We start from the raw sequence: 25,961 nt of genomic DNA, 5'->3' as shown, positions 1-25,961 counted from the left end.
TTTCAGGCTAGAAGCACAGGCTGATCGCGCCTATCGTGATTTTCAGGATTGAAGCAAGGTGCCTGTTGGCAGACAAGCAACACAACAGTCGGTCTGAAGACGACCAACCCAACAGCAGCGAGCCTCTTCAGGAGCGCAACCAGGATCTGAAAAAGGAACGGGGTTCTGGACATCCGCTCTGGGATTTTTGGGGCCCGCTGTTTTTCACCGTGGCTCTTTATTTCGGGATCCGCCACTATTTGGCCGAGGCACGCTTTATTCCCTCAGGCTCGATGCTGCCTGGCTTGCAGATCCAAGATCGTCTGTTGGTCGAGAAGCTCACCTACCGCGGCCGCAAACCTCGGCGGGGAGAAATCGTTGTGTTCAATTCCCCCTATGCCTTTGATCCTGCCTTGCGTGCAACGACGTCACCCCCACCTTTTCAATGCGTTCTCGCCAATATCCCTTTGATTGGCCTGATTCCTGGAGTCAGTCATTCGGCTTGTGATGCCTACATCAAACGGGTTGTGGCTGTGGCGGGCGATCAGGTGGTGGTGAACCCCCGAGGAGAGGTGCAAGTCAACGGTGTTGCTCTCGATGAGCCCTATGTGACCAATTACTGCGCTCTAGACAAGCGGGGGATGAGCCTTTGCCGCACCCTGAACGCCACGGTCCCGGAGGGACGGGTCCTCGTTCTTGGTGACAACCGCAGCAACAGCTGGGATGGGCGTTATTGGCCGGGTGGGGCCTTCCTTCCTGAAGATCAGATTATTGGTCGTGCTGTCTGGCGCTTCTGGCCATTCAATCGGCTTGGTTCGTTGGGATCTTGAGTCCACAACTCACCACTTGCCCTCGGATGGGGACGCCGATCCAAGGCTGGTTGGCAGCTTTTGGGGCGTAGGGGGCGTCACGGGTGTGATCCCATGTTTGCTCAGGATCGAAGAGCAACCAGCGGTTGCTTCCGATGCTGAGTCGTTCTTCGTCCTGTCCAAGCAACCGTGCCGGGCCAAAACTGAGCGCTTGCCACAGTTGGTTCACACTCCATCCCAAATCGATCACGAGATGTTTCCAGAGCGTTGGCAGCACGAGGTGGTGACCGGATAGCCCTTTCGGACGTTGATCCGGAGGCAAAAGACACTCCTCATCGTCGAGCGGCATGCCATGAACAGCAACGGCGTTGATCGTTCCTTCCCGTAGGCCATCAATCAAGGCGTTGCGATCGGCTTCTCCACCAATGGATGGAGTGACAAACCATTGGGTTGTTTCAGCTGTTTGCTTGGAACGATCCTGCACGAGATGCCACCAGCTCACCGTGGCCAGAGCTGGTGACGGCGTGTGGCTCAGCATCTCCACGCCATCAGCGGTGGAGAGATTCATGAGCACAAGCTTGCGCTTGCCGTGGCGGCGCTGCAATTCCAGGAGCTGCCCCATGGGCAGTGTTTCGCTGATGGTTGGATCGGCAGGCCACCCGGCTCGGAGTGTTTCCACGCCTTCCCGGATCATTCCGTCTCCACGCAGGCTGGAGTCATGGGGTGCAATCAGCACAGGGGCTCCAGCCATCTCTCCGAGCATCAGGGCGCGGTCGATGAGGTTGGCAGACGGCATCTGCTCGCCAGCGCTGAGACCGATAGCCCCTGCCTGAAGAAGATCAGCGTGGCTGCTGAGGCGTTCTCCTTCTCCGCGGTGGCTGAAGCTTCCCCATAAATGCACTTTGAGATCGCAATCTTTCGGCTGGAATCCCTTTAAGCGCTCTGGGCTGTCCCGTTCCGATTCACCATTTGGAAGCAGGGCTAGCTGCCCATAACCGGCTCTCCCTGCAGCGTTGATGAGGGTTTCGAGCGTTTCTCCGCTGCCTGTAAATGGATGGGGAAGGCTCGAGTGTGGGTCGACAAGACAGGGGGCCAGGAGTTGCTGGCCCCGGTCATGGCCCGAAACACCTCGCTCCCTGGCTCGCGCCCTTGCCTCGTCTCCAAGAGCGATGAGACGATCGTCTTCAAAGAGAGCAGCACTCCCTACTTGGAGCGGCTGATCGCTGGCGACGAGAACTTGCACCGGGTCGAGCAGCATCGTCTCAGTCATGGGTTCACAGGGCTCCTGCTGCTGTTCGATCCAGAACCCCACCGAGGTGGGACGTGAGATTCAGGCAACTCACCACTGCAGGTTGGCTGGGATTTTCGGGCATGTCGATCACTGTGACGCCACCGTTGCCTTGTTTCACGGCCCAAATGTTTTTGGGGGCAAGGCCTAAGAGATGACACAGGATTGTTTTGTTCACGGCGTCATGCGCCACAACTAAGGCTGTCTCCGACGGATCGAGCCCATCCGCGATCGCGTTCCAACAGGCCACAGAGCGTTCCCAGACGTCTTGAATGGTTTCCCCTTCGGGCATTTGCACGGTTTCGGGAGCGTCCTTCCAGGCTTGGAGCAACGCCTCCCAGCCCTCTCGAATTTCGGATTCCAGTTTCCCTTCCCACAGTCCGTGACCGATTTCCATCAGGCCATCCGTCACGGTGAGCGGCACGCCGGCGTGCGATTTCAAAATCCCCTCAGCGGTTTCTTTGGGGCGAGACATCGAGCTGCTGTAGGCCCGATCCAGCGTCACCCCCTCGAGGAAGGAGCGAGCCGCCTCTGCTTGGGCATGGCCGTTGCTATTGAGCGGAATATCAATCTGTCCCTGGAAACGCCCCTGCCGGTTCCAATCCGTTTCACCGTGGCGGACCAGGATCAAACGCGCCTGGCTGCCCTTGGCTGGCAGCGCTGGTTCTAAGTGGGCAATGCTGTTCAAGCATTCGATCTGCACTTGGTAACCGTTAGGCCCTGGTGAGAGGTTGAACACAGACAAGGATGCATTGTCGAGGCGGAGCCGTCTGAAGCCTCCTTGGGGTTCGCCCAGCAACACCAGAATCAAGCAGCGCAGAATCGCGTTGTGACCCACGACCAGAACGGTGTCGTCGCCGGTGACCGGATGCCGATCCAACAGGCCTTTTAAAAAGGCACGCGCCTGAACCATCAACTCGGGCAGCGGTTGGTAACGCGTGCCATCAGCGCGGGTGAGTTCGAGGGCTTCCGGTTGTTGGCGCCAGGTGGCGTAGCCCTTTGGATCCTTGATGGCCCGTTCATCGGCGCTGAGTCCGCTCCAGGGCTCAAGATCGATTTCCAGGAGTCCGTCATCCAGCACGGGAGTCAGCCCGTCTTGTCGCACGCTCAGCACGCCGGCTGTGGTGGAGGCAGCCCGTTGAAGCGGTGAGCTGTAGGCCGCATCAATCGGCACGTCGGCCAAGGCGATGCCTATGCGCCGCGCTTGGTCTTCGCCGATCGCGGTGAGTGTTGATAGATCATTACGCCCTTGGATGCGGCGCTCAACGTTGAAGCTGCTCAGGCCGTGGCGGACCAGGAGGAGACGCAGTGACACCGCAACAAGAGGGAAAGGCGCGGTCATCGTATGGGCGCACGGTCCGTTCAGACGCCGAAATGGTCAAAATCGGCCGTTGGTAGCCCATCGCCGGAGAGAATCGTTTGCAGTTGCCCATCGTCTGTTGACCAGCCCGCTGAACGGACGTTCAAACGCAGTGCCCAAGTGGAAAGTCCTTTTGGCTGTCGTTTCGATGGTGCTGGCTTGCAGCGTTTGGTTCCTCGGCTTGATGGACAGCCTCGGGCGACCTTCTGTGGCTCCAGCTTTGTCCTTGGAGCAGCAGGAGCTGGCGTTGTTGGCCGATCCCGTGTTGACGCCAGCGCTTAAACCGCTGCTGGTGGGTCAAGATCCGGCCAAGAGCTTGCTTGAAACGTTGAGAGACACCCCTCTCGACAGTCTCAGCGATCGCCAAACCCTCTTGTTTGCCTCGCTCGAAAATGATCCGGAGCGTCGCAAAACCCTTCTGGAGACTCCACTCCAGACCCCAAAGCTTCGGACCCTTCAGGAGAGCCTGGCCACCGAGCCTCTCCCCCGTGACCTCTCCTCTCAGGACCAAGACCTGTTGTCGGACAACAGCCCTGATCCCTTAACGCGGCGTCTGGTGTGTCAGGCCCTGGGAGGGGCCGAGGCTGATTGTGTTGAAAGCTTTTCAGCCACGGCTGCGGCTCGACGTCTTGTTCTGAGTGAACTGATGCCGCTCGCGGCGTTGTTGTTGGGTTCTCTTCTGCTGGTTCGTCAGCTTTGGTTGCTTGTGCGCCGAAAGCAATCCTCCTGGCCTGAGCTGCAAGCCCCTCCCCTTGGCTTGGTTGACATGGTGCTGCTGATCGCTGGTGGTTTTGTGGTGCTGGGCGAGGTGTTGGTTCCACTGCTTGTGACCCCTCTCTCAGCCTTGGTGGCTCGCAGCATGGCGGCCCCTCTCAACCAGTCGGTGGCTGTGTTGATTGGGTATTGCGCTTTGGCGACGCCTCCGTTGCTCATCCTCAAGAGCCAGCTGGATGGATTGGATCAACGGCTGGTGCCTGCAGGAGGTTGGCTGCAGTGGCGGGTGAGCCCATGGTGGACAGCTCTGTTTCAGGGTGGTCGCGCCTGGTTGATGGTGATGCCACCGGTGGTGTTGACCGGTTGGTTGATGACTCGCCTGATCGGGGATCAGGGAGGCAGCAATCCATTGCTGGAAATGGTGTTGAACGGCAGGGATCCGTTGGCCCTGTCACTGTTGGCCATCACCGCGGTTGTGTTAGCCCCGCTGTTTGAAGAAACGGTGTTCCGTGGGGTGTTGTTGCCCGTTTTAGGTCGCTCGTTCGGGCGGGGTTGGAGCGTGTTCGGTAGCGCCCTTGTGTTTGCGGTTGCTCACCTCAGTATTGGTGAATTGCTGCCCTTGTTGGTTCTTGGTTTGGGGTTGGCATTGCTGCGTTTGAGCAGTGGTCGTCTCCTCCCCTGTGTGGTGATGCATGCTCTCTGGAACGGTGTCACCTTCCTGAATCTTGTCCTGCTTGGCAGTTGAGATGATTTCCCTGATGCTGTAAGACATCTCTGCCTTGCGGGCGGACCATACGGGTGGTTCACTGGCGCATTGCCCTGTTCGTTCAACGTGGTCGCGGTTCCCCAAATTCAACCTGCTCCACAGGAACACGTTTCAGCCACTGGCGCCCTCGAGCTCATTCAGGGTTCGCTGTCTGCCAAGCGTGTTGCACGCCGCTCGCCCCTGCTGGCTGGCCTTCATCGTGTCGCCGATGGCAGTTTGATTGGTGTGTTCACCGCTGTTTTGGCTCTCAGTGGACTCACCCTTCACTGGCAATACCGCTGGACGGTCGCCTTTCAACGCTTGGAGGACACGCGAGGTGTGGGTCATCGACTGACGGAGTCCACTGCCATGCTTGAGCGCTATCTCCTCGATCGCACCCAGACGCCAACGGCGATGGTGCCGACGACCGCTGAAAAATTGCTGTACATCGAACGTCCTAATCAAGAGGCGTCCGCTGGATCCCACGATCATCTGGCTTTCATCGGCTCCTTGATGGATCGTTCAATTCATCACGGGTATTGATCAGATGCCAGCCAACCGGCAAGGCTCGATCTCCAAAACACGTCGCGAACGACGGAGGGTGATTCGTCTTGAGCCGGTGCCCGCCGGTCGCATGAAGGTGGTGTTTGTCCTGCTGTGTGCAGGCTTAGTGGGATTGGTCGGGCGTATGGCTTGGCTACAGATTTTTCAAGCCTCTGAGTTGGAGGCGCGGGCCCGCGTGGTGCAAACGCAACGCACCAAGCCCCTGGGCAGCCGTCGGCCGATTGTGGATCGCAACGGCAGGCTTGTGGCCTTAGACGAGGAGCGCTATCGACTTTGGGCTCATCCTCGGTACTTCAACTTTCCTGGCGACGAGCCGACCCTCATTCGCGACCGCAAAGAGGTTGCTGCACGCCTATCTCCGGTGTTGGCTCTCTCCACGGACGAGCTCAACAAAAGGATGGGAGACAGCTCGTCGGGCATCAAGTTGGCTGAGGGTGTCGACCCTGAAACGGCGACAACCGTTCGTTCCTTAGGAATCAGCGGCATCGATCTGGAGCCCTATCCCTACCGCGTCTATCCGCAGGGATCTCTCTTTGCCAATGTTGTTGGCTTCCTCAACCAAGAGCGTCAGCCCCAGGCGGGTCTGGAACAAAGTCGTGACGATGACCTGCAGCGTCACGAGCAGGCCCGAAGTCTCCGTCGCGGAGCCGATGGAACCCCATTGCCAGACAACCTGGCGCCGGGCGTGTTTTTTGGGGATGACCTGAGATTGCAGCTCACCTTGGATGCTCGCTTGCAAGAACTGGCGGCAAAGGCGCTGACGGCACAGGTCAAGACCTGGAAAGCCAAAAAGGGGGTGGCGATCGTGATGGATGTCACCAATGGCGAATTAATGGCGCTGGCTTCAACGCCCACCTATGACGCGAATCGTTATTGGGACTTCAAGCCAGAGCGTTTTCGGGAATGGTCTGTTCAAGATCTCTACGAACCTGGATCGACCTTTAAACCAATCAATTTGGCACTAGCGCTTCAGGAAGGTGTCATCCAACCCAATGAGACGGTTTACGACAGTGGCGCCCTCACGATTGGTGGCTGGCCGATTCGCAACCACGACCGCAAGGGCAATGGGGTGGTGGACTTTGCAACCGTGCTGCAGGTGTCAAGCAATGTCGGCATGGTCCAGGCGATGCGCAAAATGCGCCCCTCTAATTACTGGGACTGGTTAAGTCGGCTTGGGCTCGATGCGAAGCCGGATACAGACCTTCCAGGGGCGGTGGCAGGTCAGTTGAAGACCAAGGAACAATTCACCACACAGCCCATCGAGCCAGCGACCGCGGCCTTCGGTCAGGGCTTCTCGCTGACACCTCTAAAGCTTGTTCAACTCCATGCACTGATCGCGAATGGCGGGAGGTTGGTGAGCCCTCACATCACCCGTGGTTTGCGGGCCGGTCATGCCTTGGCTCCGAGCGGAGAGCGCATGGGGCAGACCTTGCTCCGCCCAGAGGTCACGCGCACGGTTCTGAATTGGATGGAATCTGTGGTGGAAAAAGGCAGTGGTAAGGGGGTGCGCACCCCTGGTTATCGCATTGGCGGCAAAACAGGAACGGCGCAAAAGGCCGTGAATGGTGTGTATGTCCCTGGGGCTTTGATTTGCAGTTTTGTCGCAACGCTGCCGATTGAGGACCCTCGCTATGTGGTGCTTGTGGTGGTTGATGAACCACAAGGGGCCCACGCCTATGGCTCAACTGTGGCTTTGCCTGTGGCTAAATCCATCATTGATGGGCTGCTGGTGATTGAAAAAATCCCACCAAGTGGTCAGGTTAAATCTGCACAAACGGACACATCTCCTCCTTGAGCTGTCAGTTTGAAAATCGTCGCTACGTTGAATTCATAGATTTTTAAGTGCGCCATGGCCACCCTCCTTGAGCAGCTTTCCGCCATGACAGTGGTGGTGGCCGATACGGGTGATCTCGAGGCGATCAGGCGTTTCACTCCTCGTGATGCGACCACCAATCCCTCCCTGATCCTTGCTGCAGCCCAGATTCCTGCCTATGAGAATCTCATTGATGAAGCCTTGCGTTCCTCCCGCAGGCTTCTAGGTGAGAGTGCTCCGGTGGAGCAAGTGGTGCATGAAGCACTCGATGAAATCAGCGTGATATTCGGAAAGGAAATTCTCAAAATTGTGCCTGGCCGAGTTTCAACGGAGGTTGATGCTCGCTTGAGTTACGACACCGAGGCCACCATTGAAAAAGGTCGGAAGCTCATCCGCCTTTACAACGACTCAGGAATTAGTAACGACCGTGTCTTGATCAAAATTGCCTCCACGTGGGAGGGGATCAAAGCGGCTGAAGTTCTTGAGAAGGATGGCATCCATTGCAACCTCACCCTGTTGTTTGGTTTTTCTCAGGCTGTGGCCTGCGCTGAAGCAAACGTGACCTTGATCTCGCCATTTGTTGGTCGGATTCTGGATTGGTTCAAGGCCGACACAGGCCGCGATTCCTATCCAGGTCCTGAAGATCCTGGTGTGATTTCAGTTACCAGCATCTTCAACTACTTCAAGACCTACGGCTACAAAACCGAAATTATGGGAGCGAGCTTTCGCAATCTCGATGAGATCACCGAGCTGGCAGGTTGTGATCTCTTGACCATTTCTCCGAAATTGCTGGATCAATTGCGCAGTAGTGATGCTTCGTTGGTTCGCAAGCTCGATCCTGCCAATCTCCCCCCTGTCGCTGCGCGAATGAACGTTGACCAGCAGCGTTTCATTTCGATGATGGCCGACGATCGAATGGCCACGGACAAGCTCAGCGAAGGCATCAAAGGTTTCAGCAAGGCCATCGAAACTCTCGAGCAGCAGCTTGCTCACCGTTTGGCTCAGATTGAGGGTGGCTCAGCGTTCAGCCATGCCGTTCAAGAGATTTTCCTGTTGAACGATTTCAACGGCGATGGCTGCATCACCCGCGATGAATGGTTGGGAAGTGATGCGGTCTTTGATGCCTTGGATCAAGATCATGACGGTCGTTTGACCCCCGATGATGTGCGTTTGGGTTTCGGTGGTGCCTTGTCCTTAACCGCTGTTTGATCAAGCTGGTTTAAGGCTTCAGACCGCATGCACGCCTTTGCTCTTTGGAGTGGAGGCGTGCCAATTCAGAAGCTTGCAACAGAAGCTTGCAACAGTGGCTGCCAACAGTGCTCGCTGCGTTCCTACGCAATCGTTAGGGTCATTCAGCGGGTCTTTCGGGGGGTGGCTTCCATGGCGCTCCAGCTTGTTTGGTTCAAGCGAGACCTGCGGGTGAAGGACCACCAACCCCTGCAGCAGGCTTTGCTCAGGGGGCCAGTGTTGCCGCTCTATGTCGTTGAGCCCGAGTTGTGGCAGCAGCCAGACGCCTCCGAGCGGCAGTGGTTGTTTTGCCGAGAGTCGTTGTTGGATTTGCGCCTCGCTCTTGCGCAGCTCGGCCAGCCGTTGCTGGTGCGCACTGGTGATGTGTTGGAGGTGTTCGAGCGGGCCCATCGTCAATTTGGTCTTGATGGGCTCTGGAGCCATGAAGAAACCGGAAATGGTTGGACGTATCAGCGCGATCAACGAGTCGCCCGCTGGTGCCGGCAGCACGGGATCCCTTGGAAGGAGATCCCCCAATTTGGGGTGATCCGCCGGCTGCGGTCGCGCAATCGTTGGGCCAAACGCTGGGAAGCGCAGATGGCCGAGCCGATCACGCCTTCCCCGTTAGGACTGCCATCCATTGAGGGGATTGAGGCTGGCCTCATTCCTGAGCGCCCCCACCCGGCGTTGGCGGCCGATCCATGCCCGCATCGTCAAAGCGGCGGACGTTCCATGGCCTTGCTGGAGCTGAACGATTTCCTCGAACATCGCGCGCCCGGGTATGCACGCTCCATCTCCAGCCCAAATACGGCCTTCACTGGTTGTTCGCGTCTTTCGGCTTATCTCACGTGGGGGTGTCTCTCGATGCGGGAGGTGATCCAAACAAGCCGTGGCTTTAGCGGCCGTGGGATCAGCAGCTTTGAGTCACGCCTGCATTGGCATTGCCACTTCATCCAAAAGCTTGAAGCGCAGCCAGCGATTGAATTCGAAGATTTTCATCCGTTCATGCGGGGGTTGCGCCGCGCTGATGATCAGCGGCTTGCCGCCTGGGCGGAGGGAAGGACTGGAGTGCCTTTCGTGGATGCCTGCATGCGCGCCTTGCGGGCCCACGGTTGGATCAACTTCAGGATGCGAGCGATGTTGATGTCGTTTGCCAGCTACCACCTCTGGTTGCCGTGGCGAGATAGCGGCCTTCATCTGGCGCGACAGTTTGTGGACTATGAGCCCGGGATCCACTGGAGCCAGTGCCAGATGCAGTCAGGCAGCACGGCCATCAATACGGTGCGGGTCTACAACCCGATCAAACAGGGGCAAGACCATGACTTGAAGGGTGCCTTCATTCGCACTTGGCTTCCTGAACTCCATCTGGTCCCTGATGTCTACGTGCATGAGCCGTGGAAGTTATCGATGGCAGCGCAACGCCAGGCCGGGCTTGAGCTTGGAGTGGATTACCCCCTGCCCATGGTGGAACCTGCGCTTGCGGCTCGGGAAGCGAAGCAGAGGATTTGGGCGATCAGGGAGCGCTCTGGGTTTTCTGCCATCGCCGATGGCATTCAGCAGCGCCACGGGTCGAGACGTTCAGGCTTATCGCCGATGGGTTCGGGTCGCCGTCGACGACGGCGAAACCCTGCGCCTGATGATTCCCAACAACTCACGCTTGATCTTTAACCTCTCTGCAGCAGCAAGCGGCGGATCACCCTCTGGGCAATGTCGCCGTAGCCCATCTCACCAGAGAGAATTTGGGCAATGCGCCGCGGGGCAGTGGGGCGCTTGATTCCCAGTTGATAGCCCACGTTTGGAAAGCGATAAAACACTTGAGCAATGCGACGCCCCCAAGCCATCGAATCACCCCAGCGTTCGCGCATGCGCTTTGTGTAGTTGGAGAGGTCAGGCTCAGTTCCGTTGAGCCAAGAATCGAGACTCACGGCTGCTTCGCAGCCGCTCATCAGTGATGGCCTGAGGCCTTCGGCAAGGAAGGGGTCGCAGAGCGATGCGGCATCACCGACTGCCACGATCCCTTTGCCGTGGAGAGGTGTGTGGCCATTCCAAACTCTTAAATCCGCGGTCTGTCGCAGTCCGGCTGTGGAGGCAAATCCCAGATCTGGTAGGAGTTGTTCGAGCACGGCTTCCGCGTCACTGGCCCGACGTCCAATAAACGTGCCAACACCCACATTGATGCCGTTCGCCAGTGGGAACGCCCAGGCGAAACCATGGTGGACGAGCCCAAATTCAAACCTCGCTGTGCCTGGTTGCAAGGTCCCCATTCCTTCGAGTCGAACGGAGAGCGTCTTGGCCATGTGCAGATCTCGTGGGCCGATCCCCAAGCGTGTGGGCCAGGGAGAACCTGAGCCATCAGCCAGAACCACGGCTTTGGCCTCGAGCACTTCATTGTCTTTGCTGTGAACAAGCCAATGGTTGTCAGACGGCTGAAGGTTTGTGACCTCGAAGGGTCGCTTCAGCTCTGCCCCTAAAGCGATCGCTTGCTCGAGCAAGAGTGCGTCGAGCCGTTCACGCTTGACGATCCAGAAGGGTGCAGAGCCTGGAAGTTCAGCGACCACGGGATCGGTAAGACACCAGCTGAAATCAACCTGTTTAATGACGTCATCAACAGCTGGTTGAAGGTCGAAGGGGAACCACTGCTGAACGGAGGCCGCCATCCCACCAGCGCATGGCTTGACTCGCTCTGATGGGTCGCGTTCCAGGATGGTGACGCGATGCCCTAAGCGGGCTAAGTGGAAGGCCGCGCTGGAGCCGGCCGCACCGGCTCCGATGACAGCAAAGTCAGTGGTGCTCAAACCTTGAGGATTTCAACCTCTTTATCAGCTAAGTGTTTTTCAAGTTCTGCGATGAACCGGTCGGTTGTTTTTTGAACTTTATCTTGCTCATCTCGGCTTTGATCTTCTGATAATTCTCCCTCTTTCTCTTGTTTCTTGATTTTGTCGATGGCATCTCGGCGCACGCTGCGCAAGGCCACTTTTCCCTCCTCTGAGTATTTAGCGGCAAGTTTGCAGAACTCTTTGCGTCGTTCTTCTGTGAGTGGTGGCACGTTGATGCGAATGACCTTGCCGTCATTGTTTGGGGTAAAGCCCAGGTCACTTGTTGCGATTGCCTTTTCGATCAGTGCCAGAGATCCCATGTCGAAGGGTTGAACGGCAATCGTTTGCGAATCGGGAGTGGAGAGAGACGCGAGTGATTTCAGGGGGGTATCGGCGCCGTAGTACTCGACATTGATCCGATCCAATAACGAAGGATTGGCTCGGCCGGTACGGATGGTGTTGAAGTTGCGCTGGGTGGCTTCCACCGACTTGCGCATGTTGGCTTCGAGATCGGAGTTCGACATGACGATGACTAGTTGCTGATACGAGAACCGATGGGTTCCCCGGCCACGGCTCTGCCGATGTTGCCAGGTTCAAATAAATTGAAAACAACAATGGGAATATTGTTGTCTTTGCAAAGAGCGATGGCCGTGCTGTCCATCACGGCGAGCTCTCCGCTGAGCACCTGTTGAAAGGTCAAGGAGTCGTAACGAACGGCATCGGGGAATTGATGGGGATCTTTGTCGTACACACCGTCAACCTTGGTGGCTTTGAACACCACATCAGCGCTGATTTCGGCCGCCCGTAAAGCCGCCGTGGTGTCGGTGGTGAAGAAGGGATTGCCACAACCTGCTCCAAACACGACCACCCGGCCTTTCTCTAGGTGGCGCATCGCGCGCCTACGGATGTAGGGCTCTGCGACCTCTTGCATTTCAATGGCGGTCTGGACGCGAGTGGGAATGCCGGCTCGTTCCAGTCCGTCTTGCAGGGTGATGGCATTCATCACGGTGGCGAGCATGCCGACGTAGTCAGCGGTGGCGCGATCCATGCCTGCGGCAGAACCTTTCAAGCCTCTGAAAATGTTTCCCCCGCCAACAACAATCGCCAATTGAGTGCCAGTGGCAACAACCTTGGCAACATCGGTGGCGATGGCCTGAACAATTGCTGGATCGATTCCGTAGCCCTGATTGCCCATCAGCGCTTCACCGCTGAGCTTCAGGAGGGCACGCGCGTAGGCCATTCAACATCCTTGTCTGTAGGACAGTAGCAAGGCTGTTCTTGGGGGGTCGAGAAAGCTAATTCGCTTCTGACGTTGCCTTGGCGCATGGGTGCGTAGGGCAACCAGATCACTGTGGAAGGCCCGTTCCAAACGCGATTCCTTAGAGCGCGATCCCTTAAAAAGCGATTCCTTAGAACTCGATTCCTTGCTGAGCTTTGACGCCCTGTTCTCGGAAGGGGTGTTTGACGAGGGACATCTCCGTCACCAAATCGGATCTTTGAATCAGTCCTTCGGGGGCGCCTCTGCCGGTGAGGGCAACGTGGGTGAGCTCAGGCCGTTCATCGAGGCCTTGCAGGACTTGATCGAGTTCGAGATAGCCAAGCTTCAAGGCCACATTCACCTCGTCCAGCACCACCAGCTTTTGTTTGGGGTCTCTGAGGTAAGAGAGCGAGGTCTCCCAAGCCGCTTGCACCAGCTGACGATCACGCTCTCGATCTTGGGTTTCCCAGGTGAAACCCTCGCCCAGGGCATGCCAGCTCAAGGCATCTCCAAAGGCTTTCAGTGCTTTGGCTTCTCCAGGCTCCCAGCCTCCTTTGATGAATTGGACAACAGCCACCTGGTGCCCGTGCCCCAGGGTCCGTAAGGCCAAGCCAAGAGACGCAGTGGTCTTGCCCTTGCCGTGGCCGGTGAAGACCAAGACCAATCCCTTTTCAACACTGCGTTCAGACACCCGTTGGCGCTGCACGTCTTGACGGCGTGCCATGCGCTTTCGGTAAGCATCGGCGTCTTTCTCTGGAGCCAAATCGCCGCCCATGCCCAGGGATTCGGCTGATTGGTCCAAGGCTGATGGGTCTAAGGCTGATGGGTCCACAGGCGATGACTTTGCTGCTGACGTTGGATCCGAGCTCATGACATCTCCCCAGTTGTCTCCAGCATGCCGCTGGAAGGGCAGCGCGCTGTGATGCGCTGGAGAGCCGCTCCGGCCAGCACAGACTGCTCAACGTTGCAAAAGCCGATCTCCCGCAACTGCTTGGGGATGTCGTCCTCGAGCAAAGCCATGGCCGTTTCCGTCTCAAACAAAGCGCAGAACAGTTGTTGGGGAAGTTTCAAAAATGGACCAGCCGGGTGGAGGTCCACCACCACCAGCCAGCCTCCTGGTCTCAGCAATTCCAAACAGGACAGCAACACCTGTTGGCGTTCTTTGCGAGGGAATTCATGCAGCGCCAGGCTGATTTGAATGGCATCAAAGCTGGCTGGTGCGCAGGGCGGAGCTTCTGCCAGCCCCTCAATGCAGGTCAGGAGCGGCTGACGGGTGGCGGCGAGTTCTAGGACCTTGGGTGAGACATCGAGGCCCGTGACCTGAAACCCGGCTTCGATCCATGGCGCTGCCGCCTCTCCTGAACCACAGCAGAAGTCGAGCACCTTGGCCCCCCTGGGCAGAACGGGATCGAGCGCTGAGAGCCCAAGGCTGCGCAGTTGGTCGACTCCTCCAACACTCAGCGCGGAGATCCCTGTAACGGTGTCATAAATCCAGCGATAGCGATAGGCCAGTTGGCGAAGGGGGGATGTCATCAGGCTTCTCTCCTTGCTAGCGCTGCATCGACGGCCTGTTGCTGATCTCGTCTGGTGATCCAGTGGTGATAGGTGCGGGTGTGGATCGCCACGGAATGTCCCATCATCCTGGCGGCAACGGTATCGGGAAGTCCGATGTGGATGGTGCGTACAGCCCAGGCATGGCGAAGGTCGTAGGGCGTAAGGGGAACGTCGTACCGCCTGAACTGCTCTGCCACACGCCGTCCAACTTGTTGGAGCGTGGTGTGGCGCAAATCGGTGCAAACCGGCGGCAGGGCCGCGGCCTTTGAGGCGAGATGCGTCAAGTTGAAGCGGTCCACCCACTCTGGATGGAAGGGCCAAACCTGATGCTCACCGGTTTTGGTTGTGGGAAGGACGCGGATGACCCTGTCCCCTCCCTCCGCCAAAGCCGAGACATCCGTAAAAAACACTTCATGGTTGCGCAGTCCATAGGTGGCCATCAGTCCGTAAACAAGACGCCAACCCGGATTGGGAATGCGCAGCATGGCCTCCAAAATTTGCTGGTCGCTGGGCAACTGCCGAAAACGAGCGCGGTGCAGGCCGTATCCCCCCGCTTCTGCACGCCAGGCATCCGGTAGCGGCAGGTTTTGATGACGGGCGAGTGCTCCTAGGGCCGTGGAACACTGTTGGCGACTTCGGCTTCCATCGGGATAGCTGTTCAAGGTCAGCAGTAATAGGTCAGGGGTGAGGGATGCGTGCTGTTCCAGAGCCAAGGCCTGGAGGCGTCGGAGGTAGGGCTGGTAGGCCCCGCTCCAAGTGGTGCGGCTACCCGCTGGGGAGCGCCGCCGCCGGGGGTCGGCGAAAAATGCTTGTTTAAAGGTCTCTAGATCGCGTTCTAGGGGGTGGGCCAATGGGGTGGATGTGCCCGGTGGGTTGTTGTTCTGCTGAACCTTTTGCTTCGGTAACCATTGGTCCCATTCAAAAAGCTGTCGGTGCAATTGCAGCTCCACAAGCTGCACGATGCGTTCCGCCTCTTTCAACCCATTCAGGTCGGCCACCAGTCCCAGACTCAGGCGCTGGGTTTTCCATTGGTTGGGTTGCTGACGGCATGGCAGCCGTCCACGCAGATTGAGTTTTTGCCCGCGTCGCTCCACACGAAGACCACAGCCCTGCTCGGCCAAGGCCGCATTAGCGGCCGCGATCGCGGTGTCGAAGTTCATGACCCTGTAAAGACAGCGTCACCATGACGTTGATGGGAGTTACGCTCAACCCCTCAAAACAAAGAAACTTCCATGGCTCGGGTTGGCATTCTTCTGCTCAATCTGGGTGGTCCAGAACGGATTCAGGATGTTGGCCCCTTTCTGTACAACCTGTTTGCAGATCCAGAGATAATTCGACTGCCCAATCCGATTCTGCAAAAACCGCTGGCTTGGTTGATCAGCACGTTGCGCAGCAGTAAATCGCAGGAGGCCTATCGCTCCATTGGTGGAGGCTCTCCTCTTCGCCGAATCACGGAGCAGCAAGCGCGAGAACTTCAGAGCCTGTTACGCCAGCGTGGAGTGGACGCGACCAGCTATGTGGCCATGCGCTACTGGCACCCGTTTACCGAGTCGGCCGTTGCTGATATCAAGGCTGATGGCATTGATGAGGTGGTTGTTCTTCCCCTCTATCCCCATTTTTCAATTAGTACCAGCGGCTCGAGCTTCCGGGAGCTGCAACGCCTGCGCCAAATGGATGAACGCTTTGAGGCGTTGCCTTTGCGTTGTATTCGTAGTTGGTACGACCATCCGGGCTATGTGCGCTCGATGGCTGAGCTCATCGCCGAGCAGGTCCGCGCCAGCGACGACGTCGAACACGCGCACATCTTTTTTAGTGCCCATGGCGTTCCGAAGAGCTACGTGGAAGAAGCCGGCGATCCCTATCAGCAGGAAATTGAAGCCTGCACCGCTTTGATCATGGCTGAATTGGAGGCCATTGTTGGTCACTCCAATCCCCACACCCTGGCCTATCAAAGCCGTGTTGGGCCGGTGGAATGGCTGAAGCCTTACACCGAGGAAGCCCTTGAAGATCTCGGCCGGGCGAAGACGCAAGATCTCGTGGTGGTTCCCATCAGTTTTGTGAGCGAGCACATTGAAACGCTCGAGGAAATTGATATTGAGTACCGCGAACTCGCGACCGAGTCAGGTGTCGTGAATTTCCGACGGGTGAGGGCCCTCGATACCTATCCACCTTTCATTGCTGGATTGGCTGATTTAGTTGTTGCCAGCCTTGAGGGGCCTGAGGTGAATCTCGACCAGGCGGCCGAACTCCCCACCACCGTGAAGCTCTATCCCCAGGAAAAGTGGGAGTGGGGTTGGAACAACAGCTCGGAAGTTTGGAATGGACGCTTGGCCATGGTTGGTTTTTCTGCCTTCCTTCTCGAGCTGATCAGTGGCCATGGCCCACTGCATGCTGTTGGTTTGCTTTAAACAGTGCCAATTGGTTAGACGGCCACTTAATCTTTAGGGTCAGATCCCTGTGAGGCAGCCGTGACCCTGACATCCGTTCCCACGGCCGCGGATGCGTTGGATTGGAACGGTCAACGCCGTATCACCGGCGCCCACGCCTTGATGAATGCCCTCAGGCTTCATGGCGTCGACACCATTTTTGGCTACCCGGGCGGTGCGATCCTGCCGATCTATGACGCTCTGCATATCGCCGAAAGCGAAGGCTGGCTGAAGCACATTTTGGTGCGTCATGAGCAGGGTGGTACCCATGCGGCCGATGCCTATGCCCGTGCTACGGGTCGCGTTGGCGTTTGTTTTGGAACGTCTGGCCCTGGAGCCACCAATCTGGTGACGGGCATTGCCACGGCCCAAATGGACTCTGTTCCCATGGTGGTGATTACAGGGCAAGTGCCTCGGCCAGCGATCGGCACGGATGCTTTTCAGGAAACAGATATCTTCGGCATCACCTTGCCAATCGTGAAGCACTCCTGGGTGGTTCGTGACCCAGCTGATCTTGCTTCCGTGGTTGCACAGGCTTTCCTGATCGCCTCGTCAGGACGCCCTGGCCCCGTGCTGATTGATATCCCAAAAGATGTCGGTCAAGAAGAATTCGATTACGTCCCAGTCCCACCCGGATCGATCCATCCGCCTGGGTTCAGGCAGCCAGCCCAGCCTTCGGTTCAGGCGGTGAACGAGGCGCTTGCGTTGATTCGTGCATCGAGTCGTCCCCTCTTTTACGTCGGGGGTGGTGCGGTGAGCGCAGGGGCCCATGACAGCCTCCAAGTCTTGGCGGAGCGCTTCCAGATCCCGGTGACCACCACGTTGATGGGGAAGGGCGCTTTTGACGAGAATCATCCTCTCGCCTTAGGCATGCTGGGGATGCATGGGACGGCATACGCCAATTTCGCAGTCACAGACTGCGATCTATTGATCGCCGTTGGGGCTCGTTTTGATGACCGGGTGACAGGCAAGCTCGACACATTTGCTCCCAAGGCCAAGGTCATTCATTTTGAGATTGATCCTGCTGAGGTGGGGAAAAACAGGCGCCCCGATGTGGTCGTTCTCGGTGATGTGGGTTTAGGTCTGGCGAAGCTTGTCGATCAGAGTCTCCAGCATTCCGCCGAGCAGAGGACCGCGTCTTGGTTGGAACAGATCAACACCTGGAAGGAGCTTTACCCGCTCACCATCCCGGCCAAGGAGGGAGCGATCTTTCCGCAAGAAGTGTTGTTGGCTGTCCGGGATCTGGCCAGTGACGCCATCATCACGACCGATGTAGGCCAACATCAGATGTGGGCTGCGCAGTACCTGCGCAATGGGCCGCGTTGTTGGATCAGCAGTGCTGGGCTGGGAACGATGGGATTTGGAATGCCAGCGGCTCTCGGGGCGCAGGTGGCGTTCCCGGATCAGAAAGTGGTTTGCATTGCTGGTGATGCAAGCATCCTGATGAACATTCAGGAACTTGGAACCCTGGCGCAGTATTCACTCCCTGTGAAAGTTGTGATTGTGAATAACCACTGGCAGGGAATGGTTCGGCAGTGGCAGGAAAGCTTCTACAACGAGCGATATTCAGCATCCGACATGCTCAATGGCATGCCTGACTTCAGTGCTTTAGCGAGGGCTTTTGGGGTTGATGGCGTCAAGATCACCGAACGAGATGATCTGCACAGCAAGCTGAGTGAAGCGTTTGCGACCCCTCGTCCAACCTTGATTGATGTCCATGTCAGGCGCGGAGAAAATTGCTATCCGATGGTTCCACCAGGTGCCAGCAATGCGCAGATGGTGGGTCTTCCCTCCCATCCTGAGTTGGCCCAGGACTCCAGATGATCATGTCCGGATGTTTTCGCCTTCCCAGCCAGCGACCACTGTTTCTGCAGCGCTTGCGCAGCGAGTCTGTGATCCGTTTTTGCTCCAGTCTTCTGATCTTGTTGGTCGTGTTGGTGGTTTCACCATTGCCATCGCTGGCCGCAGAAGTGTTACAGGTGCGTTCGTCCACGCTTCTCCAGATTGGAGATAGCAACCGCAATTACAGCGTTCGTTTGGCTTGTATTGCAGTCGATCCTGTCAATGAAGCGGCTGCTGTCGATCTTTTGAAAAAATCCGTGCCGCGACGCAAACGGGTGAACCTGCGTCCGGAGGGAAATGAAGATGGTGTTTTGATTGCCCGCGTGACCCCTCTCGATGCCGATCAGGACCTTGGGGGTTCCCTGCTAGAAACCGGTTTGGCGACTTCAAGTTGCCCCGCAGGCTGAGATGGGAAAAAATCGCTTCGCGGCCGGCATCGTGATGGTGCCCTGCTTGCTTCTATCAGCCGCTTTTTTTAGTACGGCGGTCTGGGGTGATGTGCCTGGAGAAAATCAATCCCTTGCTCTCGGACTGGGAGGGCTGCTGTTGGCAGCAGGTTTGCTCGCCCTGTTGATCCCAGCGACAAATCCTGAGACAAAAGAGGACGAAACGGATCCATCTCCCTAAATTTCGACAAAGACCCTTTCTCTCATGACCCCTCCAGCTGAGGTCCCCATGAGTGACCGTGTTTCTGATTCGGGATGGGGGAAGCTCTTCAGAGGTCTCCCCATCGGTCATGGTTTGATCGTGGCGGCAAGCCTGCTGGGATGCCAAGCTCTCGCGGCTAGCACGCAGGAAAGAGCCCCCGTGCTTGCGCTCATGTCAGATGGGTATCAGCCTGCTCATGCGGTTTTTCGTCAAGGTTTTGCTCTCGGGGAAGAGCAGGTTCGAGCCTGTGGATCTTCTCCCTCGCTTGTGGAGTGGCGCACGGTCGGTCTCGATGACGATCCGGCTCCCCTTCTAGGGTCCAGCCGTTCTTTAGTGATTGCGCCGTTTGCGACGGAACTGCCTCGTTTTTCTCGACTCGCCCAGGATCACCAGATCAATGTGATTCTTCCCTATCAGCGCGGTGCGTCTTTAAATCAATTGGTGCCGCTTGATCCCCAGGGATTGCTGCATCCTTTAAGCCCTTCCCAGCAGTCGGAAATCGACCAACTGGCTGCCGACACCCTGGCGCAGGGATGGCGAAGAATCATGGTGGTTGCCGATCCTGCTGATCGCGCTGCAGAGATGGTGGATGCCTATACGGAGGCTTTCAAGCAACTGGGAGGCAAGGTGGAAACCTATGAGAAGGCCCTCGTTCAGCAGGTCAACGCTGATGATGCCTCCGCGGTGAACCAATTGATCCAAGATCTGGCTTGGAAACGTCCTGCTGCCATTGCTCTGGCCGCTGATCCCTCTAGTCGGTTGGCGATGCTCTTGGATCAAGCCCAGACCGATGGTCGGCTGAGGGGAGCTTCGCCTGCCACACCGGGGAGGATTTGGCTGATGCCCGTGATCCGTCTTGATGCCGTGCCTCCAAAACCTTGGGCACAATTGATCCCTGACCAACCGGCGCATGGTCCCGGTTGGTCTTCCTTCGCAGCCTCTTATCAGCAGCGTTGGGGGCAGGCTCCTGACCTCTTAGCGGCCTCTGGTTTTGATGCGGCCCGTCTTGTGGCTCTGTCCATGCTTGCGCCCGCGCCCGTATCAGAGGAAGGTCTCCGTGACCCCATCGGTTGGCTTGATCCGGATGCTGAGGTTCAGCCCTTGTGTGAGGCGATCGCTCTGCGCCAGCAAGGTCAGCCCGTTCGTCTAGCAGGGGCTGCCAGTGATCTGGCCTTGAGACCCGGACAGATCCCATCGGGAACGGCAACCACGCGATTGATCGCTCCGCAGTCGGGCGCTGATCGTGATGGGAGCCTTTAAAGCCGGTGTTGCGTCTTAGTGAGCTCCGTCTTCCGCTGGATCACGGCCCCGATGATCTGGAGCAAGCGGTGCTGCGATACCTCAAGATCCCACGGGCGCGCCTTCTCGATTGTCAGTTGGTGAAGCGGAGTGTTGATGCCCGTCGTCGCGATCGCATTCAGCTGATTTATTCCGTGGATGTTGCCTTAGATGGTGAGGCGGCGCTGATGCGCCGAAGGCACGGCGATCGAAGACTTCGTCCAACCCCAGACACTCATTACCGCTATGTCGCCCGTGCCCCGGAAGGGATTGGCGGGCACTCCGAGCAGCGGCCTGTGGTGGTCGGCGCTGGCCCCTGTGGTTACTTTGCGGCTCTTCTTCTGGCTCAGATGGGGTTTCGCCCCTTGTTGCTCGAACGGGGACAGCCCGTGAAACAACGAACGGCGGATACGTTTGGATTTTGGCGCCGAACCGCTGGGTTCAATCCGGAATCCAATGCCCAGTTTGGCGAGGGCGGTGCCGGAACCTTTTCGGACGGGAAGCTTTATAGCCAGGTCAGTGATCCTGATCATTACGGCTGCAAAGTTCTGGAAGAACTGGTGGCCTGTGGTGCCAATCGTGAGATTCTCACGAAGCACCGACCCCATATCGGCACCTTCAAATTGGCCACGGTGGTGCGGGGCTTGCGGGCCAAAATCGAGGCGCTCGGTGGGGAGGTTCGTTTCGGCAGTCGGGTGGATCAGCTCTTGCTGGAACCCTGCGCGGGACCTCCTGGTTCAGATCATGCTTCAGGGAAGTCCCAGCGAGTGGTTGGCTTGTCCTTGGCGGATGGGACGTCCTTGCCCTGTCGTCAGGTGGTGTTGGCTCCAGGGCATTCAGCCCGAGACAGCTTCCAGATGCTTCAGCAGGCTGGCGTCGCGCTTGAAGCCAAGCCCTTTGCGGTCGGCTTTCGCATTGAGCATCCCCAAGCGTTGGTCGACGAAGCTCGCTGGGGGCTGAATGCAGGCCATCCCCTCCTCGGCGCCGCGGAATACAAGCTCGTTCACCATGCGGCTAATGGTCGCTGTGTTTACAGCTTTTGCATGTGCCCTGGCGGATTAGTGGTTGGAGCCACGTCCGAGACGGGCCGGGTGGTGACCAATGGCATGAGCCAGCATTCACGCAACGAGCGCAATGCCAACGCAGCCTTGGTTGTTCCTGTGGAGCAGGAGGACTTGGCGGCCTACGCCGCCTGGCCGGGGGATCCCTTGGCCGGTCTTGCTTTCCAGCGGGCGCTGGAACAACAAGCGTTTGTTTTAGGGGGGGCTGATTACAGCGCCCCGGTGCAGCGGCTCCAGGATTTCTTGGCCGGACGGCCCACAACGGAACTCGGTGCCATCGGCGCTTCTTATCAACCTGGCGTGTCACCAAGTGATTTACGCAGCCTTTTGCCGATGCCGATGGTGACGGCATTGCAGGAAGCTTTGCCTCTCTTTGCTCGTCGCATTAAAGGGTATGACCATCCCGATGCGTTGTTAACAGCAGTGGAAACCCGCACATCGTCTCCCCTGCGAATTCCTCGCGACGACCATTTCGAGTCGATTAATACGCTGGGTCTCACGCCTGCTGGCGAAGGGGCTGGCTACGCGGGGGGGATTCTTTCAGCAGCGATTGATGGCATTCGTGTCGCAGAGGCTGTGGGCTTGCGGCTGGGTTCTTCACTCTGAGGAGTCCGCAGCTTGACCAACAATTCCGCTCCACTGCACCGCTTTCACTTGATCGCGACGCCAGGAGTGGAAGAGGCTTGGCTCTGAAACGGTGCAGAGAGGGCAGAGACTGATCTGTTGATCTGGAATACCGCAGCGTTGCAGTTGCTCACGGGCGGCAAGACGAATATCGAGGCGACACCTGTTTGGCTCTGGATCGGGCAGAAGGATCCCCAGAGCTTCCATGTCGCTGAGCTTGAGAGAACGATCGGAATCGAGGGCTTGTCCCACCTGCTCCGCCACGGTTGTCTCAACCTGATAGAGAGCCCCACTGACGGCTGGACCAAGGGCCACAATCAGCTGTTCCGGCTTCGCTCCTCGCGTTGTTAAACGCCGAATGGCCGCAGGAAGAATGCCACTGGCGACCCCTCGCCAGCCTGCATGACAAGCGGCGACGTGACCAATCGTGGGGTCTGCAAGCAGTACGGGGGTGCAATCGGCACCGCAAACCCAGAGACTTTGGCCACCACGGTTGCTCACCAGACCATCAGCCTCAGGCCAGGGAGACGCGCTGGCTTCGTCAGCATTCAGAACTCGGTTGCCGTGAACCTGTTGGGGGCGATGGACACTCACTCCAGCCGATAGATAGGCCGCTAAGGCATCAGGCCCTCGGTTTTGCCAAAGACGGGTGAAAAATCCATGTTCGAACCCTGCGGCCTGCATCGCATCCGAGGTGAGGTAGTAGCCGCCGTAGCAGCCCACCCATGTCCAATGCTCCAGGGTGTTGAACAGGTTGTCGGGCTGACGGAATGGTTCGGCAGCAGTGGTCATGGTTCTGCTTGATCCCGCAGCATCCAAAACCCTTCAAAACGCTCGGCGTCTGGGGAGGTTTGAACAGCGATGAACTGCAAACCGTCAGCATGCTCTGCTGCCTGTGTCATCAGTGCTGAGACGTGGACGGCTTCCTCTGAGCTGAGATCGCTCACAAGCCAACAGTCATCCTGACCGGCCTCCAGGAGGAGTTGGGTGCCGCTCACTCTGAGACGAACCGGTTCAATTCCACCGAGCAGTCCAGCGAGGGCTAATCCCCTGGTTTGGCTGAACAGGCGCAAGCCGGGGATGATTTGGTCATCGTTAATGGTGTTGGGAACGGGGAGCAGGCCTCGGAATCCGATGGGCCATCCGGTGGCTTCGCGCAGGGATGCGGCGGGAAGTTCGGCCCAATTCCAGGCATCACCCCGCACGGACTCAGGTAGCGGACGAGGAGGCGTGCTGACCGGGACAGGAGGGGGCGCAAGAGGACCTGCCATGTACCCCTCTTCCTTGGGGTAGAGATCCTGTTCGCGCTCAGCGATCCAATCGAATAGGGCATAGGTGCGACGGCTTGGAACCATCTCGAGGCCCAGTTCAGAGGCAGCTCTCTGAACCATGGTGCGCATGGAGCTTCTCCAAGAACGCAGCTTTCGAGGAACGGCCCAGCCTTGCTGTTGAGCTGCCGCCATGGCTTCTGTGAGAGCGCTAGTTAACCAGGTGGAATTAACACTGCTCGCAGGACAGCGTTTTTCGAAGCGAAAACTGGATGTTGTCCCTTCGCAGGGGGAGCTGACGATCAGCAGCTCCCAACGTTTTTTCCCATCAGGCTCGAGGATCGGTCTGGAATAGAAATCGAGTTCCCAGTCGCCTGAAAGGATTCCGCTTGAACGTTCACTCCCATCGTTCTGGATCTGTTCGGCGGACATCATCCAGCTGATTGTTCCTGTTGCTTCAGGACGTTACGAGCCCTGTTGGCTCGATCGGTTGCTTCTGCCATCACTTTGTCTTTATCGACAAGTAATTCACCAGGTTGTCCCTCCAACATGGCTGTGTTCAGGGCGATTCGGCCGCGACCAGGATCCAATTCCGTGATTAAGGCTTTGACAGCGTCGCCTTGATCGAAGATTTCGCGCATCGAGCGCATGCTGCCTCCGGTAATGGCTGATTGATGCAGAAGTCCGCTGATCCCTCCGAGATCCACGAACAGTCCATAGGGCTTGATCGCCGCCACATGACCCTCCACCAGTTGTCCGACCTCTAGTTCTGAGAAACGGGCGGCAGTGGCAGCTCTCTTCTCGGAAAGGACCAATTTCCGCGTTTCAGAATTGACCTCGAGGAAGGCCACACCCAAGGTTTTGCCCACCAATGCTTCGTGGTTTTCACCATCCTGCAGTTGGGAACGGGGGATGAAGCCTCGTAGTCCCTCCAAATCGCAAGTCACACCACCACGGTTGAAACCGGTGACTTTCACTTGAGAAACCCTGCCCTCTTTCTCAAGCTGCTTCACCTTGTCCCAGCTTTGACGCAGGGCGAGCGCGCGGCAGCTGATGGTGACCATCCCATCAGCATTTTGTTCCCGCGTGACCAATACTTCAATCTCAAGGCCCTTGGGGAATCTTTCCTTGAGGTTGGTGATCACTCCCAGACCACATTCGTTCTTGGGCATGAAGCCCGGGGCTTTGCCCCCGATGTCGACATAGACACCATCGCTTTCCATCCCGATGACGGTTCCTGTGACCACTTCTCCTGTGGTGCCCACCGGCTCGTTGGCATCGAGGGCTGCCAAGAAAGCACCCTCGTCAAAGTCAAAGTCGTCGACACTTCGATTGGAGGCTTTGGCAGGCCGTGGGCTGGATTTCGAGGATTTTGAATTGGAGTCGGATGGGCCAAGAAGATCAGCCATGCTCATGCCACTGAGCTCATCCGTCCCAAAGCGCAAATCGTCGTCGTCAACGACTGATGGCTTTGCCGCCGCCGTTGACGACGACGTTGGGGCCATGGGGGGCCTAGCCGTGGTGTTTTGAGCGATTTGCGCCGCTTTCTCTAATTCAACAGCCCGTGCCATCGCGGCATCGGCGGCCGTCCTCGCTTCTTCTGCCTCACGCCGAAGGCGATCCTGTTCGTCTTTGCGACTTATATGCATCACCTGCAGGGGCTTGCGCGGAGGCTGAGCTGCCGGGCTTTGCCCTTTGCTGTCCATGGATTGTTGGCTTTCTGATCCCGCCATGGGTCTCAATGTCCTCGATCAGTCAGTCTGGCAGCAAATGGGAGGCGTGTCGGCCGATGACTGCACAAGCTCACTTGGGTCTTTCCGCCACACGGCGCTTGGACAGCTTGAGTTGGCCAGAGGCGGAGAAAGCCTTACAGCAATCCGGTTCCACCGTGGTTTGGCCGATGGGCGCTTTTGAACAACACGGCCCCCATCTCCCTCTTGCCACCGATGCTCTGTTTTCTGAGCGGATCCTCGCCTCTGTGTTGTCAGAGCTCGCAGCAAATGCTCCGATTTGGAGCCTGCCCTCACAATCCATTGGATTTTCTCCAGAGCATGCAGGCTTTCCTGGAACCTTGAGCGTGTCCTCGGGCTTGTTGACCCAACTGATCATCGAGGTGGGAACGCAGTTGAGTGCCCAAGGGGTGAAGCGCTTGGTGTTGTTCAACGCCCATGGGGGGCAGATTGGATTGCTTCAGGCTGCGGCAAGGGAACTTCGTGTTCAGTCGCCATCTATGGCGGTTCTTCCCTGCTTCTTGTGGAGTGGCGTATCTGGTTTGGCTGCGTTGATTCCTGAGGAAGAGCTACGGGGCGGATTGCATGCCGCGCAGGCTGAAACCAGTTTGATGCTGGCTCTTGAGCCGCGGTTGGTGGGGGAGGCTCGTCCCGTCGACGGTGACCATCGCCAGCCCGCCTCTCTCGCCACTCCACCTCCTGGTTGGAGCCTGGAAGGAGCGGCCCCTACGGCCTGGCTGACATCTGACCTCAGTAGCAGTGGTGTGATCGGTGATTCACGCGCAGCCAGTGCCGAACTTGGGGAAGCCTTGGAACGCTGCCTGGTGAGCCATTGGGCCAATCTCTTTGGCAGTTTGTTGGCCAGTAATTGGCCCCCTTCTCAACCTGTTGCGGTTGTCAACTGACCCTTCAAGCACGTCTGTTGAGGTGAACACTGGTTACAGTCGTCAGCATTGC

Annotated in this window: 24 protein-coding genes; 13 read left to right on the top strand and 11 right to left on the bottom strand. The window is 57.7% G+C overall.

The genetic code is table 11. The features are described 5' to 3' along the window. Nucleotides 1-35 precede the first annotated feature (35 nt). Nucleotides 36-809, top strand: a complete 774-nt coding sequence (gene lepB, locus SYN8016DRAFT_RS05805; RefSeq protein WP_006853393.1) for a signal peptidase I — start codon at nucleotides 36-38, stop codon at nucleotides 807-809. Here the strand turns inward: lepB and SYN8016DRAFT_RS05800 are convergent. Further along, on the bottom strand, nucleotides 781-2,058 hold the full coding sequence (locus SYN8016DRAFT_RS05800) for a hypothetical protein (RefSeq protein WP_006853392.1): 1,278 nt from the start codon (nucleotides 2,056-2,058) through the stop codon (nucleotides 781-783). The genes lepB and SYN8016DRAFT_RS05800 overlap by 29 nt on opposite strands. 4 nt (nucleotides 2,059-2,062) lie before the next feature. After that, nucleotides 2,063-3,391: a histidine phosphatase family protein gene (locus SYN8016DRAFT_RS05795; RefSeq protein WP_216725581.1), complete on the bottom strand. Its 1,329-nt coding sequence runs from the start codon at nucleotides 3,389-3,391 to the stop codon at nucleotides 2,063-2,065. A 124-nt stretch (nucleotides 3,392-3,515) separates the two neighbouring features. Between SYN8016DRAFT_RS05795 and SYN8016DRAFT_RS05790 the strand changes: the two genes are divergently transcribed. The 5 genes from SYN8016DRAFT_RS05790 (at nucleotide 3,516) to SYN8016DRAFT_RS05770 (ending at nucleotide 10,167) form a co-directional block, all read left to right on the top strand. Beyond that, nucleotides 3,516-4,895, top strand: a complete 1,380-nt coding sequence (locus SYN8016DRAFT_RS05790; protein WP_141561383.1) for a CPBP family intramembrane glutamic endopeptidase — start codon at nucleotides 3,516-3,518, stop codon at nucleotides 4,893-4,895. Nucleotides 4,896-4,982: 87 nt separating this feature from the next. Then, nucleotides 4,983-5,438: a hypothetical protein gene (locus SYN8016DRAFT_RS05785; protein ID WP_006853389.1), complete on the top strand. Its 456-nt coding sequence runs from the start codon at nucleotides 4,983-4,985 to the stop codon at nucleotides 5,436-5,438. Nucleotides 5,439-5,442: 4 nt separating this feature from the next. After that, on the top strand, nucleotides 5,443-7,254 hold the full coding sequence (locus SYN8016DRAFT_RS05780; protein ID WP_006853388.1) for a penicillin-binding protein 2: 1,812 nt from the start codon (nucleotides 5,443-5,445) through the stop codon (nucleotides 7,252-7,254). 54 nt (nucleotides 7,255-7,308) lie between these two features. Continuing rightward, nucleotides 7,309-8,481: a transaldolase gene (locus tag SYN8016DRAFT_RS05775; RefSeq protein ID WP_006853387.1), complete on the top strand. Its 1,173-nt coding sequence runs from the start codon at nucleotides 7,309-7,311 to the stop codon at nucleotides 8,479-8,481. Nucleotides 8,482-8,652: 171 nt separating this feature from the next. Further along, nucleotides 8,653-10,167 carry a deoxyribodipyrimidine photo-lyase gene (locus SYN8016DRAFT_RS05770; protein WP_038013846.1) on the top strand — a complete coding sequence of 505 codons (1,515 nt, stop codon included), beginning with the start codon at nucleotides 8,653-8,655 and terminating at the stop codon, nucleotides 10,165-10,167. Here the strand turns inward: SYN8016DRAFT_RS05770 and SYN8016DRAFT_RS05765 are convergent. From SYN8016DRAFT_RS05765 to SYN8016DRAFT_RS05740, 6 genes are all read right to left on the bottom strand, one after another. Continuing rightward, nucleotides 10,164-11,294 (bottom strand): NAD(P)/FAD-dependent oxidoreductase, encoded by a 1,131-nt coding sequence (locus SYN8016DRAFT_RS05765; protein WP_006853385.1) that lies wholly within the window; start codon nucleotides 11,292-11,294, stop codon nucleotides 10,164-10,166. The genes SYN8016DRAFT_RS05770 and SYN8016DRAFT_RS05765 overlap by 4 nt on opposite strands. Next, nucleotides 11,291-11,839 (bottom strand): ribosome recycling factor, encoded by a 549-nt coding sequence (gene frr / locus SYN8016DRAFT_RS05760; RefSeq protein ID WP_006853384.1) that lies wholly within the window; start codon nucleotides 11,837-11,839, stop codon nucleotides 11,291-11,293. The genes SYN8016DRAFT_RS05765 and frr overlap by 4 nt, the downstream gene beginning before the upstream one ends. An 8-nt stretch (nucleotides 11,840-11,847) precedes the next feature. Further along, the gene (gene pyrH / locus SYN8016DRAFT_RS05755; RefSeq protein ID WP_006853383.1) at nucleotides 11,848-12,555 is read right to left on the bottom strand and encodes a UMP kinase; all 708 of its coding nucleotides are present in this window, start codon (nucleotides 12,553-12,555) and stop codon (nucleotides 11,848-11,850) included. A 169-nt stretch (nucleotides 12,556-12,724) separates the two neighbouring features. After that, on the bottom strand, nucleotides 12,725-13,444 hold the full coding sequence (cobO, locus tag SYN8016DRAFT_RS05750) for a cob(I)yrinic acid a,c-diamide adenosyltransferase (protein ID WP_006853382.1): 720 nt from the start codon (nucleotides 13,442-13,444) through the stop codon (nucleotides 12,725-12,727). Beyond that, nucleotides 13,441-14,106 (bottom strand): class I SAM-dependent methyltransferase, encoded by a 666-nt coding sequence (locus SYN8016DRAFT_RS05745; protein ID WP_006853381.1) that lies wholly within the window; start codon nucleotides 14,104-14,106, stop codon nucleotides 13,441-13,443. The genes cobO and SYN8016DRAFT_RS05745 overlap by 4 nt, the downstream gene beginning before the upstream one ends. Then, nucleotides 14,106-15,287 carry a site-specific integrase gene (locus SYN8016DRAFT_RS05740; protein WP_006853380.1) on the bottom strand — a complete coding sequence of 394 codons (1,182 nt, stop codon included), beginning with the start codon at nucleotides 15,285-15,287 and terminating at the stop codon, nucleotides 14,106-14,108. Before SYN8016DRAFT_RS05740 ends, SYN8016DRAFT_RS05745 begins: the two co-directional genes overlap by 1 nt. Before the next feature lie 72 nt (nucleotides 15,288-15,359). On the opposite strand from SYN8016DRAFT_RS05740, the gene hemH reads away from it, so the two are divergent. The 6 genes from hemH to SYN8016DRAFT_RS05710 are packed head-to-tail and all read left to right on the top strand — an operon-like array spanning nucleotide 15,360 to nucleotide 21,988. Further along, the gene (gene hemH / locus SYN8016DRAFT_RS05735; RefSeq protein WP_006853379.1) at nucleotides 15,360-16,535 is read left to right on the top strand and encodes a ferrochelatase; all 1,176 of its coding nucleotides are present in this window, start codon (nucleotides 15,360-15,362) and stop codon (nucleotides 16,533-16,535) included. A gap of 60 nt (nucleotides 16,536-16,595) precedes the next feature. Continuing rightward, on the top strand, nucleotides 16,596-18,377 hold the full coding sequence (ilvB, locus tag SYN8016DRAFT_RS05730; RefSeq protein WP_006853378.1) for a biosynthetic-type acetolactate synthase large subunit: 1,782 nt from the start codon (nucleotides 16,596-16,598) through the stop codon (nucleotides 18,375-18,377). 2 nt (nucleotides 18,378-18,379) lie between these two features. After that, a complete protein-coding gene (locus SYN8016DRAFT_RS05725; protein WP_006853377.1) occupies nucleotides 18,380-18,802 on the top strand; it encodes a hypothetical protein in 423 nt (140 codons plus the stop codon). Between the two features lies 1 nt (nucleotide 18,803). Continuing rightward, on the top strand, nucleotides 18,804-19,022 hold the full coding sequence (locus tag SYN8016DRAFT_RS05720) for a GIVxVP protein (protein ID WP_006853376.1): 219 nt from the start codon (nucleotides 18,804-18,806) through the stop codon (nucleotides 19,020-19,022). A gap of 48 nt (nucleotides 19,023-19,070) precedes the next feature. After that, the gene (locus SYN8016DRAFT_RS05715; protein WP_253909785.1) at nucleotides 19,071-20,303 is read left to right on the top strand and encodes an ABC transporter substrate-binding protein; all 1,233 of its coding nucleotides are present in this window, start codon (nucleotides 19,071-19,073) and stop codon (nucleotides 20,301-20,303) included. Between the two features lie 5 nt (nucleotides 20,304-20,308). After that, nucleotides 20,309-21,988, top strand: coding sequence for an NAD(P)/FAD-dependent oxidoreductase (locus SYN8016DRAFT_RS05710; protein WP_006853374.1), 1,680 nt, complete (start codon nucleotides 20,309-20,311; stop codon nucleotides 21,986-21,988). On the opposite strand, the gene pgeF is transcribed toward SYN8016DRAFT_RS05710, so the two are convergent. Genes pgeF through SYN8016DRAFT_RS05695 form a run of 3 tightly spaced genes read right to left on the bottom strand, consistent with a single transcriptional unit; the run spans nucleotide 21,980 to nucleotide 25,007 of the window. Next, nucleotides 21,980-22,798, bottom strand: coding sequence for a peptidoglycan editing factor PgeF (gene pgeF / locus SYN8016DRAFT_RS05705; protein WP_006853373.1), 819 nt, complete (start codon nucleotides 22,796-22,798; stop codon nucleotides 21,980-21,982). The two genes, SYN8016DRAFT_RS05710 and pgeF, sit on opposite strands and share 9 nt — an antisense overlap. Continuing rightward, nucleotides 22,795-23,706, bottom strand: coding sequence for a Tab2 family RNA-binding protein (locus tag SYN8016DRAFT_RS05700; RefSeq protein WP_006853372.1), 912 nt, complete (start codon nucleotides 23,704-23,706; stop codon nucleotides 22,795-22,797). The genes pgeF and SYN8016DRAFT_RS05700 overlap by 4 nt, the downstream gene beginning before the upstream one ends. Further along, a complete protein-coding gene (locus tag SYN8016DRAFT_RS05695) occupies nucleotides 23,706-25,007 on the bottom strand; it encodes a S1 RNA-binding domain-containing protein (RefSeq protein WP_006853371.1) in 1,302 nt (433 codons plus the stop codon). Before SYN8016DRAFT_RS05695 ends, SYN8016DRAFT_RS05700 begins: the two co-directional genes overlap by 1 nt. Nucleotides 25,008-25,063: 56 nt before the next feature. Between SYN8016DRAFT_RS05695 and SYN8016DRAFT_RS05690 the strand changes: the two genes are divergently transcribed. Further along, nucleotides 25,064-25,909, top strand: a complete 846-nt coding sequence (locus tag SYN8016DRAFT_RS05690; protein ID WP_006853370.1) for a creatininase family protein — start codon at nucleotides 25,064-25,066, stop codon at nucleotides 25,907-25,909. Nucleotides 25,910-25,961 lie beyond the last annotated feature (52 nt).

It is taken from the genome of Synechococcus sp. WH 8016, assembly GCF_000230675.1.
In the GTDB taxonomy this organism is placed as follows: Bacteria; Cyanobacteriota; Cyanobacteriia; order PCC-6307; family Cyanobiaceae; genus Synechococcus_C.
Note: the sequence above shows the minus strand (reverse complement) of the source record. Positions and strands in the feature narration are given on the sequence as shown.